This window comes from Roseobacter cerasinus (assembly GCF_009811755.1).
Lineage (GTDB): Bacteria > Pseudomonadota > Alphaproteobacteria > Rhodobacterales > Rhodobacteraceae > Roseobacter > Roseobacter cerasinus.
This window is the reverse complement of the sequence record NZ_BLIV01000010.1, coordinates 58,820-70,285: the sequence shown is the minus strand read 5'-3', so window position 1 is coordinate 70,285 and position 11,466 is coordinate 58,820. Positions and strand designations below refer to the sequence as shown.

12 protein-coding genes are annotated in these 11,466 nt (G+C 62.0%); 7 read left to right on the top strand and 5 right to left on the bottom strand.

Annotated elements, in window-relative coordinates:
• Positions 1-29 precede the first annotated feature (29 nt).
• The 3 genes from phbB to So717_RS19910 form a co-directional block, all read right to left on the bottom strand.
• Positions 30-752 carry an acetoacetyl-CoA reductase gene (phbB, locus tag So717_RS19920; protein ID WP_159980608.1) on the bottom strand — a complete coding sequence of 241 codons (723 nt, stop codon included), beginning with the start codon at positions 750-752 and terminating at the stop codon, positions 30-32.
• Positions 753-884: 132 nt separating this feature from the next.
• Positions 885-2,060, bottom strand: a complete 1,176-nt coding sequence (locus tag So717_RS19915) for an acetyl-CoA C-acetyltransferase (RefSeq protein WP_159980606.1) — start codon at positions 2,058-2,060, stop codon at positions 885-887.
• 143 nt (positions 2,061-2,203) lie between these two features.
• Positions 2,204-3,046 (bottom strand): EAL domain-containing protein, encoded by an 843-nt coding sequence (locus So717_RS19910; protein ID WP_159980604.1) that lies wholly within the window; start codon positions 3,044-3,046, stop codon positions 2,204-2,206.
• Between the two features lie 362 nt (positions 3,047-3,408).
• Here So717_RS19910 and rpsD point away from each other — a divergent pair, with 362 nt between their 5' ends.
• Positions 3,409-4,029 (top strand): 30S ribosomal protein S4, encoded by a 621-nt coding sequence (rpsD, locus tag So717_RS19905; RefSeq protein WP_159980602.1) that lies wholly within the window; start codon positions 3,409-3,411, stop codon positions 4,027-4,029.
• Between the two features lie 58 nt (positions 4,030-4,087).
• Here rpsD and So717_RS19900 read toward each other — a convergent pair whose 3' ends face one another.
• Positions 4,088-4,708: a class I SAM-dependent methyltransferase gene (locus tag So717_RS19900; RefSeq protein ID WP_238841113.1), complete on the bottom strand. Its 621-nt coding sequence runs from the start codon at positions 4,706-4,708 to the stop codon at positions 4,088-4,090.
• A gap of 192 nt (positions 4,709-4,900) precedes the next feature.
• Between So717_RS19900 and So717_RS19895 the strand changes: the two genes are divergently transcribed.
• The 4 genes from So717_RS19895 to So717_RS19880 all read left to right on the top strand — a co-directional run bounded on the left by So717_RS19895 (position 4,901) and on the right by So717_RS19880 (position 8,595).
• Complete coding sequence (locus So717_RS19895) at positions 4,901-5,665, top strand: VPLPA-CTERM sorting domain-containing protein (protein ID WP_159980600.1); 765 nt, start codon at positions 4,901-4,903, stop codon at positions 5,663-5,665.
• A gap of 154 nt (positions 5,666-5,819) precedes the next feature.
• Positions 5,820-6,905, top strand: coding sequence for a histidinol-phosphate transaminase (hisC, locus tag So717_RS19890; protein ID WP_159980598.1), 1,086 nt, complete (start codon positions 5,820-5,822; stop codon positions 6,903-6,905).
• The gene (locus tag So717_RS19885) at positions 6,902-7,822 is read left to right on the top strand and encodes a prephenate/arogenate dehydrogenase family protein (protein ID WP_159980596.1); all 921 of its coding nucleotides are present in this window, start codon (positions 6,902-6,904) and stop codon (positions 7,820-7,822) included. Before hisC ends, So717_RS19885 begins: the two co-directional genes overlap by 4 nt.
• Entirely contained in the window at positions 7,819-8,595 is a 777-nt protein-coding gene (locus tag So717_RS19880; RefSeq protein ID WP_159980594.1) for an extensin-like domain-containing protein, read from the top strand. The genes So717_RS19885 and So717_RS19880 overlap by 4 nt, the downstream gene beginning before the upstream one ends.
• An 11-nt stretch (positions 8,596-8,606) precedes the next feature.
• On the opposite strand, the gene So717_RS19875 is transcribed toward So717_RS19880, so the two are convergent.
• Complete coding sequence (locus So717_RS19875) at positions 8,607-9,611, bottom strand: DUF2125 domain-containing protein (protein ID WP_159980592.1); 1,005 nt, start codon at positions 9,609-9,611, stop codon at positions 8,607-8,609.
• Positions 9,612-9,677: 66 nt separating this feature from the next.
• Here So717_RS19875 and So717_RS19870 point away from each other — a divergent pair, with 66 nt between their 5' ends.
• Together So717_RS19870 and So717_RS19865 are read left to right on the top strand one after the other, a co-directional pair.
• A complete protein-coding gene (locus So717_RS19870) occupies positions 9,678-10,208 on the top strand; it encodes a gamma-glutamylcyclotransferase (protein WP_159980590.1) in 531 nt (176 codons plus the stop codon).
• A gap of 72 nt (positions 10,209-10,280) precedes the next feature.
• Positions 10,281-11,465: a biopolymer transporter ExbB gene (locus So717_RS19865; RefSeq protein ID WP_159980588.1), complete on the top strand. Its 1,185-nt coding sequence runs from the start codon at positions 10,281-10,283 to the stop codon at positions 11,463-11,465.
• Position 11,466: the final 1 nt, after the last annotated feature.

The following is an 11,466-nucleotide window of genomic DNA, read 5'->3' as shown; positions in this document are numbered from 1 at the left end:
GGCCCTTTTCTGTTGGAGGATGTGGTGGGTCAGACGAAGAACTGCGCGCCGTTGGCCGAAATGGTCGACCCATTGATGAAGCCCGAGTCGTCGGAGGCCAGGAAAACCACGCAACGTGCGATCTCTTCCGGCTCACCCAGACGGCCAGCCGGGATCTGCGCGATAATCGATTCGCGTACTTTCTCCGGGACTGCCATGACCATATCGGTGGCAATGTAACCCGGGCAGATCGCATTTGCGGTGATGCCCGCGCGCGCACCTTCCTGCGCCAGCGACTTCACGATGCCCAGATCGCCCGCCTTGGTCGCCGCATAGTTCACCTGCGCGAACTGGCCTTTCTGACCATTGATCGAGCTGATCACGATCACCCGGCCAAACTTGCGCTCACGCATGCCGGGCCAGATCGGGTGCACGGTATTGAACACGCCGGTGAGGTTGGTGTCGATCACCTCCTGCCACTGCTCCGGTGTCATCCGGTGAAACGGCGCATCCCGTGTGATCCCCGCGTTGGCCACCACGATATCGATGGGGCCAAGGTCCGCTTCGACGCCTGCAATGCCCTCCTTGCAGGCATTGTAGTCGGCCACGTTCCACTTATAGGTCTTGATGCCGGTCTCGCCGGTGAATTTCGCGGCCGCCTCGTCATTGCCCGCATAGGTCGCGGCGACGGTATAGCCCGCGTCTTTTAACGCATGGGAAATCGAAGCGCCGATACCTCGGCTGCCTCCGGTGACAAGGGCGACGCGGGACATAGGGTGTTCTCCTCAGGTTATCTGGTAATCTTGTTACCCATCGAGTTAAGTAAGCGCAATATTATTACCCTCACATTTTTCAAAATTCGATGAGAAATGTGGCGGCGCAGCAGTGCGCCGCCGTCTTGGGGGTCAGGGGCGTTCCAGGCACATGGCGACGCCCATGCCACCGCCGATGCAGAGGGTCGCGAGGCCCTTCTTGGCATCGCGCCGCTTCATCTCGAACAGCAGCGTGTTGAGGATCCGCGCGCCCGAGGCACCAATCGGGTGGCCAATGGCGATGGCGCCGCCGTTCACGTTGACCACGTCGGGGTTCCAGCCCATGTCCTTGTTCACCGCGCAGGCCTGAGCGGCGAAGGCTTCGTTGGCCTCGACCAGATCCAGATCTTCGGCTTTCCAGCCCGCTTTCTCAAGCGCCTTGCGGCTGGCGTAGATCGGGCCCGCGCCCATGATCGAGGGGTCGAGACCCACCGTGGCGTAGCTGGCGATGCGGGCCAGTGGTTCGATGCCCCGCTTCTCGGCCTCATCTGCCGACATCATCAGCGCCGCCGCCGCGCCGTCATTCAGACCGGAGGCATTGGCCGCTGTGACGGAGCCGTCTTTGGTGAAGGCAGGGCGCAGTTTTTGCATGGCCTCGATAGTCGCGCCGTGGCGGATGTATTCGTCCTGATCGACCACGGTGTCACCTTTGCGGCCTTTCACGGTGAAGGCCATGATCTCGTCGGCGAATTTGCCTGCCTTCTGAGCGGCTTCCGCTTTATTTTGCGAGGCAACAGCGAAGGCGTCTTGCTGGTCGCGGTTGATTTGCCATTTTTCTGCAACATTCTCAGCAGTCTGACCCATGTGATAGCCATTGAAAGCATCCCACAAACCATCGCGGATCATCGTGTCGATATATTTGACGTCACCCATCTTGTGGCCTGCGCGCAGAGGAGCTGCATGCGGTGACAGGGTCATGTTCTCTTGCCCGCCTGCGGCGACGATCTGGGCATCGCCCAACTGGATGTGCTGTGCCGCGAGCGCCACGGCACGAAGGCCGGAGCCGCACACCTGGTTGATCGTCCAGGCGGCGCTTTCCTGTGGCAAGCCGGCATTGATATGAGCTTGACGAGCCGGGTTCTGGCCCTGGGCAGCGGTCAAAACCTGGCCCAGGATGGTTTCGGACACGTCTGCGGCATCAACGCCTGCGCGTGCCACAACTTCCTTCAGAACGGCTGCGCCAAGATCATGGGCGGGGGTGGTTGCGAAGGAACCGCCAAAACTGCCAACAGCAGTCCGGGCAGCCGATGCGATAACGACATTCGTCATAGGATTTGTCCTCTACCAGTTCTGGCAAAGGGGCATTCTCGCCGGACCGCGGTTCAAAGGGCCCAGCCCCCCCCACCTTTCATGGTGTCGGTCCTTAGACGATTCACATCTGGGCGGCAACCAAACTGCGCGGTCCGCGCGGTTTACATGGCTTTTTCTGCTTCGGCCGGGCGCAGCCAATGCGGCCGCGTTGACGCTGCGGCAAAGTAGAAGCCCTGCAGACAGTCGACGCCAAGCCGGATCAATGTCTCCGCATCCTCTTTGGTCTCAACGAACTCCGCGACTGTCAGCATATCGAAGTGCCGCGCGATGGAAATCAGGGCCGATGTCAGGGCTTGATTGTCCGGGTCATGGGCGATCCCTTGAATGAATTGCCCGTCGATTTTCAGAATGTCGAAGTAGAAATCCTTGAAATACCGCAGTGCGGTGTACCCCGCACCAAAATCATCAATGGCAAAGCTGATCCCTTCGACTTGCAAACGGTCCATGAAATCGACCACCAGTTCAGGCACAAGCATTGCCGAACTCTCGGTGATTTCGAGAATCAACCGTTCCGCGATGAGGCTGTTGCGGGTCAGCCAACGGTCCAGCGTTCTGTTCCATTGCCGGTATCCGATGGAGCGGGCCGACAGGTTGATCGACAGGCGCAGATTCGGATTGTCATTCAGCGCGCGCAACCCCAGCCCAAGGGCAAGCGTGTCGAGCTGTCGGCCAAGTTCGGTGTTCTCGATCGTGCTCATGAAGTCGTTGGCGGGAATCACCCGGCCCGTGGAGTCGAGCACCCGGATCAGCCCTTCATAAAACGCCACCTTGTCGGGCGCGCGCGCCTGCATCACCGGTTGGAAGGCCAGCAGAACCTGTTTGTGCTTGATCGCCTCCGCAACCATATCCACGATGTTGCGATCGCGTTGCGACAATGCGAATTGCAAAGGGTTTTCGGTGCCAGGGGCGATATCCGCCAATCTTCTCTGTCGTGCGTCAGGCATCTGCAACTCTCGCTGTTGAGTGACCTCACCTTGATGGCCAAATCTCTAAAATCGCGTAAATATTCTCATTTTGTTCTAATTTAGGTCTTACTTTAACCCTTTGAGAAACATCGTGAATAAAAGACAAACCCCTTGCTGTGTCTGCGCGCGGTGGGGCTTCACAAAACCGCGTTGTGCCAGTCGGACGACAGATGTAAATACCTCCAGCGTTGACACGGCATCAAAGCACGATATAAGCGCGGCTTCATTGGTGTTGGTGGCCCCTGCGAGGGGATGCCTGTCGGGCCCAAGAAATGGATCATGGCCAGAGGACAACGCCCTTCATCGCGCCCAAGGTGCGCCACTATAGAAGGAGATCAGCCGTGACGAAACGCACCGCTGCCAAGTACAAAATTGACCGCCGCATGGGCGAGAACATCTGGGGGCGTCCGAAATCCCCCGTGAACCGCCGCGAATATGGCCCCGGCCAGCACGGTCAGCGCCGCAAGGGCAAACTGTCCGACTTCGGTATTCAGCTGCGCGCCAAGCAGAAGCTGAAAGGCTACTACGGCGATCTGACCGAAAAGCAATTCCGCCGCATCTATGCTGAGGCTGAGCGTGTGAAGGGCGACACCGGTGAAAACCTGATCGGCCTGCTGGAACGTCGTCTGGACGCTGTGGTTTACCGCGCAAAATTCGTGCCAACCGTTTTTGCCGCACGCCAGTTCGTGAACCACAAGCATGTGCGGGTGAACGGCAAGATCGTGAACATCCCGTCCTATCGCGTGAAAGAGGGCGACGTGATCGAAGTGCGTGACCGCTCCAAGCAAATGGCCGCGCTGATCGAAGCGACCCAACTGCCCGAGCGCGATGTTCCGGATTACATCGATGCGGATCACTCCAAGATGACAGCGACCTTCGTGCGTGCACCTGCGCTGGGTGATGTGCCCTACCCGGTGATGATGGAGCCAAACCTCGTCGTCGAATTCTACGCGAAGAACTAAGTTTCATCCGTATATCTATCGCAAAGACCGCGTGGGGCGACCTGCGCGGTTTTTTCGTTCAGACGGCGTGGGCCACAACGCCGAAGCTGGTACGAGACGGCGGCCCGGCGGGAAAGCTGTGCCGCGCGTCGACCGCGAAACCGGCCCGGCGCAACATTCCCGTGATCTCCGCGTCGCGGAACGTCCGGTGCCGCCATTGCAGCCATATGATGATGTTGCACCAATGTGGCTTTGACACAGCCAGATACAGCCGTGCGCCGGGGCGGGCCATCGCGCGCATTGCCTGCAGCGCTACCAGCGGGTCGTCAAAATGCTCGATCACATGGGCGGCCAGTAGCACATCGAACGCGCCAAGTCGGGCGTCTTCCAAGCCGGCGACATGGGACTCTGCGGTCACATTTCGGCGTAAGAGCGCGCCCTCTGCTACGGCCAGCATCGCCTCGGAGGGGTCGAGCAGCGCCAGCCGCCCAGGTTGCCCATGCAAAGCGACCCAGGCCTCAGCCATTGCGCCGGTGCCCGCGCCGATATCGACCACTTTTGTGCCGGGTACCGCCTTCGGGTTGTGATCCGCCAGAAAGCCCAGATAGGCGTCAAAATACCCCAAGGCACGCATTTTGTCGGACCATCGCGGTGCAGCCCGGCCATAGCGCTGCGTCAGGTGGGAACAGGTGTCGCTCATGCGTTGAGCCTGACATGGTGACCTGCGACTGGCAAGCACGCCCCACCCTCGCGTATTTGACCACTGCAGGGTCTGTGGTGTCGCATTGGAAACAGTCTGTTGCCTGGTCAGCGGATTGATCCATGCGGAACCAGGGCTTACGTCGAAGTCGTGTAAATTCCCGTTCAAATTCTATCGATCGGAGTGTGAGTAATGACTATCCAAGAGCTGGCCAGCGCAGCTGCAATCCTGTTGGCAACCACCTCCGTTGGCGGAGCCGCCACCATCACCGTGTCAACCTTCGACGCCGCCACCTACAACGGCGCCTTCGGTATAACCGATAACATTGGCGAGGATTTCGAGGCGCTGGGTCAGAGCAGGGGCGAAGGCGAGGTTGGCGCCTCTCTCGCGACCTCGGTGGGGACATTCACCAGCCTTGGCGGCACAGGCACCGGCGGGTCCGTGATTGGCACGGGCACCCAGCTGGCGCTGCGGGATGGCACAGTTTTTGGCCGCCAGAATGTCGTGCCGCTGGGCGGCTCGTGGTTTCTCGACAGCAATGACACCTGGGGGATCAGCTGGTCGCTCAACACCGGCACGCTGTTTGATCGTGTGAGCTTTGTGATTAACGATGCCAGCGATGTAGGCGCCTTCCTGCGGATCACTGCGGGCAATGACACAAAAGAGCTGCGCACTGGCGGGCGCCTGCCAAACGGCAATGCCCGCACGGTCGAGATTGACTTTGGCCAGGCCGTGTCATCGGCGGAGATCACTCTGGGCAATTTCTTCACCTCGGGTGGGGATCGGTTCCGCCTCAACGATGGGTTTTCCATTGATGGGATCGCCGTGGCGTCCGTGCCCGATGGCAATGAAGATCCGGCCCCGGTGCCGCTGCCCGCCTCCGTGCTCTTGCTCGGAGCTGCTCTGGGTGGCCTTGGATGGGCAGGCCGTCACCGGGTGACATCGCGCAAGCCGTAAGCACTCCAAGCCGCGACAGACGCAAAAGGGGCCCTTTGCTGGCCCCTTTTTTCTTGCTCATCTGTGGGGATGCCGGGTGTACCCCACAGGGTGACTTTGGTGGTGGCACAGCTTGCACCAGATCGTTAATGTCCGCCGGACAGGAGACTGCCCGATGACAACTGCCTTGCGCGCCCAGCCCGGAATCATGGATATCGCCCTTTACCAGGGCGGTGCCTCGAAGATCGTGGGTCAAACCGACCCGCTGAAGCTCAGCTCGAACGAAAACCCCTTTGGCTCAAGCCCGGTCGTCGCTGAGGCGATCAGGGAAGCTGCGACGGCGCTGCATCGCTATCCCTCGACCGATCATACCGCGCTGCGCGCTGCCATCGCCGATGTGCACGGGCTGGACGCGGAGCGGATCATTTGCGGTGTCGGCTCTGACGAGGTGTTGACCCTGCTGGCCATGGCCTTCGCCGGGCCGGGGGACGAGGTACTTTATACCGAGCATGGGTTTTCGCTTTACCGTATCTTTGCGCTTTCGGCGGGGGCGACGCCGGTGGTCGCGCCGGAACGCGACCGCCGCGTGGATGTAGATGCGCTTATCGAGCGGATCACGCCTGCCACGCGCCTGATCTATATTGCAAACCCCGGCAATCCGACCGGCACAGCGCTCGATCTGCCTGAACTGACCCGCTTGGCCGACGCGGTGCCGCAAGACTGCCTGCTGGTGCTCGATGGAGCCTATGCGGAGTTCTATGACAGCTATGATGGGGGTGCTGCGCTGGTCACCGCGCGCGAAAACGTTGTGATGACCCGTACGTTTTCCAAGCTCTACGGTCTGGGCGGTCTGCGCGTGGGCTGGGGCTATGCCACGCAGCATGTGATCGATGTGCTCAACCGCATCCGCGGGCCGTTCAACATGTCGGTGCTGGCACTTGCGGGGGCGACGGCGGCCATGAAGGATCGCGGTTTTGTCGAGATGTGTCTGCGCGAGAATGCGCAACAACGTGCGCGCCTGATTGGCGGGCTGCGCCAGCTCGGCATCGCCTGCGACGAGAGCCACGCCAACTTCGTCATGGCGCGTTTTGCGGATGAGACTACAGCTCTTGCCGCCGATGCGCATCTGAAAGCCGCAGGCATCCTCGTGCGGCTGGTCAAAGGCTATGGTTTTCCTGAGGCGCTGCGGATCACCGTGGGCTCCGCTGTGGATGTGACCCGCGTGCTGGAGGCCTTGGCCAGCTTTCAGGAGGCGTCATGAGCGTCATTTACGACCGCGTTGCCCTGATTGGTCTGGGGCTGATTGCCTCTTCCATGTTCTGGGCGATGAAGCGGAACGGGCTGGCGCGGGAGGTTACGGGCTATGCAAGGTCCGCAGCCACGCGCGATGCGGCGCGGCGGATCGGCCTGTGTGATCATGTGTGCGACACCGTTGCCGAGGCTGTGAAAGACGCCGACCTCGTTGTGCTGGCGATCCCGGTTGGGGTCATGGGCGCAGTTGCGGCGGAGATCGGGCCGCATCTGAAACCGGGCGCCACGGTGACGGATGTCGGATCGGTCAAACGCGACGTGATCGAGAACGTGGGGCCACATATCCCCGAAACCGTGCATTTCGTGCCGGGCCACCCCGTGGCGGGAACGGAGCATTCAGGACCGGACTCCGGCTTTGCCGAGCTTTTTGACAACCGGTGGTGCCTGCTGACCCCACCGGAGGGAACAGATCTCACCGCCGTTGCCGAACTGCGGCGGTTCTGGGAAGGGCTGGGCAGCAATGTGGAAGAAATGGAGGCTGACCACCATGATCTGGTGCTCGCTGTGACCAGCCATGCGCCGCATCTGATTGCCTACACCATGGTGGGTGTGGCGGATGATCTGCGCCGCGTAACCGACAGCGAGGTCATCCAATACTCCGCCGCCGGGTTTCGCGACTTTACCCGGATTGCGGCCAGTGACCCGACCATGTGGCGCGATGTCTTCCTGACCAATAAGGACGCCACTCTGGAGATCTTGGGTCGCTTTACCGAAGAGCTTTTTGCGTTGCAGCGGGCCATTCGCACCGGGGATGGTGCGCATCTGCATGACTATTTTACCCGCACCCGTGCGATCCGGCGCGGGATCATCGAGGCAGGGCAGGACACCGCAGCCCCCAATTTTGGCCGCGCGCAGAAACCGGTATGACACGCTGGACGATGGTGTTGCTGTTTAGTGCCTGCGCCGCAGCTGCGCAGGTGCCGGACGTCTCGCAACGCCCGGTCAGCCGACCCGATGCCGCGCCCGCTGACGTCAGGCTTGAGCCGTCGGGTGCAATCGCAACATCCAAACGGGACGCGGTGATCCGGGGGGGCGTTGCGGCGATATCGCCCCGGCCAAGGATGCGCACGCCTGCTGTCGTGAGGGCCATTCGCAAGCAGCAGCAGTTGGCCGCCAGGGGTGGGGTCTGCGGTGATCCGGGCTTGCAGGGCAAGATCGTCGGCGCCGTGCCGGGCCATCTTCCGGGCTGTGGCGTCGCGGAAGCCATCCGCTTGCGCAGCATCTCCGGCGTGGCGCTGAGCGAGCCCGCTGTCATGGACTGCCCCACCGCACAGGCCTTGAAGGTCTGGATCAATGCCTCCGTCAAACCGACGCTGCGCGACATGGGTGGCGGCGTGGCCAGCTTACGCGTGGCCGGGCACTACGTCTGCCGGACGCGGAACCACAAGCGGGGCGCGCGGATCTCCGAGCACGGCAAGGGGCGCGCAATCGATATCTCAGGGTTTACGCTGGAGGACGGTTCCGTGATCACGGTGCTCAAGGGCTGGCGGTCGCGCGAGAGCGGGCAGGCGCTGCGGCAAATGCACAGCGATGCCTGTGTCGCCTTCGGGACGGTGCTGGGCCCCAACTCGGACAGATTTCATCAGGATCACTTCCACTTCGACACTGCGCGGTATCGCAGCGGGACCTACTGTCGCTAACTTCTGCCGTTCTAGCGCAGGATCAAGCGTGGCGCCGGGCCAAGAGGAACGAACCCCAGCCACACCAATCCGTCGCGAAGGGTCAGCGTCACGTCAATCGCGCGCGGGTCACCCGTGGCCCTGGCCAGTGCTTGCAGAACGTTCTGTGCCTGTGCGGTTAGGGTCGGATGCACGACCCCCGCACGCTCCGCCAGCGCCAGCATGTCCTGCCAGTTCCGCGCCTGCAAAGACAGCGACCCGGCGGGCACACCCTCCGCATCGATCTGCAGATCAGCGGCGGCGCGCAGTTCCAGCGTGCCCCAGATCGCCTCCGCCAGATCAAGCTTGATGTGACGCGGCTGCGGGCGCGCGACCTCAACCGCCGTCCGGTCCCATGGGCGGTCAAAGCGCAGCTGCATGTCCAGCGCAAAGCTGTCAAAACTCACCGGCCAGCTGTCGGGGACGCGAAGGGCTGCGCGCGGCACTGGCCCCGGTTGCAAAGCACGCGCGCTGGCGGTGAGAGTATAGCGCAGCGCCTCTGTCTCGCTCTGCACAAAGCTGGCATGCAGATCCTCGGCCTGCAGGACCACACCTTGCGGCGCAGCCAAAGACCACGCCTCAGCCGCAAGCCGCAAGTGCTCCAACGCCATGGCCTGGCGTGGCCGGACCTCAAGCGCCACCCGGCCCGCTGTCACTTGCAAGGTCGCGCGCGCCTGCGGGCTGCTGAGCGTGATGGCATCCTCGGGCAGGACTACGGCGATTTGCCCCGGCTGCCAGGCGGGCGCCGCGACATCCACGCCACTGGCGCTGAGGGCTATGCCGGTGTCCGGGTCGGCCAGCGCCGGCAGGGTCATACGTGCGTCAAACCGCAGCGGGAAGCCGCGCACGTCCAGAGTGCCATAGTCGGCCTGCCACCCCTCTATGCGCCGATCGGAAAACCAGGCATCCGTGCTCACCTGCACCGCGTTTGCCGCCCAGATCCACCAGCCGCTCCACGCCAGTGCCAGTACGACAGCTGCCCAAAGGATTCGGCGCATTGCCCACCTCTTTGCCTTTTGCTCTGAATTGAGGTTTACGCAATGCAGTCAAGGAGAACCAGCAAGATGACCATGTGGGTGTTCGGCTACGGCAGCCTTTTGTGGAAACCCGGTTTTGAGGTGGCAGAGCAGGTGGTCGCGACCCTCCCGGGCTACGCCCGGTCGTTCTGCATGTGGTCGATCCACCATCGCGGCACAGAAGAGGACCCGGGCCTTGTGTTGGCGCTCGACGAGGATCCGCGCCACGCCTGCGAAGGTGTGGCGCTGGCGGTGCAGGCGGGCAAGGAGGACGCCACCCTGGCCTATCTGCGTGAACGCGAGCTGATCTCTTCAGCCTACTTCGAGCAGACGGTGGATATCGATCTTGTGGACGGGCGGCGGGTGCAGGCGCTGGCCTATGTGATCAACCGGGCGAACCGGCAATACTGCGGCGGACTTCCGCTGGAACAACAGGCGCAGATTATCGCCAAGGCCAAAGGTGGCATGGGCCCCAATACCGAATATCTCTACAATACCACGCGGCATCTTGCCGAGATCGGGCTGCACGACCCCGATCTGGAGTGGCTCAGCCAGCGGGTGCGGCATCTCACTTCATAAATCCTTGGCGCAAGCCCTTGTTTTCGGGTTAAACTGCGCCGGGGCAGAACAATAACGCGCGGGGAGCAGCGCATGGCAATGCCAGCTCGACAGGCAAGACCGGCCTTTTCACAACCGGTTCGGCAAATCACCCTGATGCTGATGGTCCTGGGTCTATCCGGCTTTGGCAGCTTTCTGGCGCTGCCCCGGGTGCTGCCGGTGTTCGAGGCAAACCCCTATCTGAACGGTTTTATCCTCTTTGTCTTTGGCATCGGTGTGCTGGCCTGCTTTTATCAGGTCTTCCAACTGATCGGTTCGGTGCGCTGGATCGAGCGCTTTGCATCCGACAATCTCGATGCGAGCGGTCAGGCGCCCCAGCTGTTGGCGCCACTGGCCAGCCTGCTGCGCGCCCGTGGCGCACGGATGCAGGTCAGCGCCACATCAACACGCTCGATCCTCGACTCAGTGGCCACCCGGATTGACGAGGCGCGCGAGATCACGCGCTACATTGTGAACATGCTGATCTTCCTCGGTCTGCTGGGCACTTTCTACGGGCTGGCCACTACGGTTCCGGCCGTGGTCGACACCATCCGCAGCCTCGCGCCGCAGGACGGGGAGGGGGGCGTGCAGGTCTTCAACCGGCTGATGACCGGGCTGGAGGCGCAACTGGGTGGCATGGGTGTGGCCTTTGCATCCTCGCTGCTGGGCTTGGCGGGCTCGCTGATCGTGGGGCTGTTGGAGCTGTTTGCGGGCCATGGTCAGAACCGGTTTTACCGCGAGCTGGAAGAATGGCTCAGCTCGATCACCCGCGTGGGCTTTACCTCCGGCGACGAGGCAGCGGGCGATCAGGGCGCGCTTGCGGGCGTCGTGGAGCATATGGTCGAGCAGATGGAGCGATTGCAGGACATGTTCCAGCAGTCCGACGTCAGCCGCTCGGAGATCAACGAAAACCTCAGCACACTTGCGGCCTCCATCGAGCGGATGACAGGCAAGATGGATGGGATGGATCCGGCGAGTGCGGCCCTTGAACGGGTGGCCGCCGGGCAGGAGCGTCTGATCGCCGTCCTTGAAAGCCAGGATCATGGCGACGGAATTGACGCGGAAAGCCGCATGCGCCTGCGTTCCATCGATGTGCAGATGCTGCGCATTCTTGAGGAGATCTCGGCTGGCCGACAGGAAAGCATGGCAGAGCTGCGCATGGATCTCTCCCGTCTCAGCGAAGCACTGCAGGACGGTCCAGTTCGGGCCAACACACGCATGACTTCCGAGGAGGGCTGAG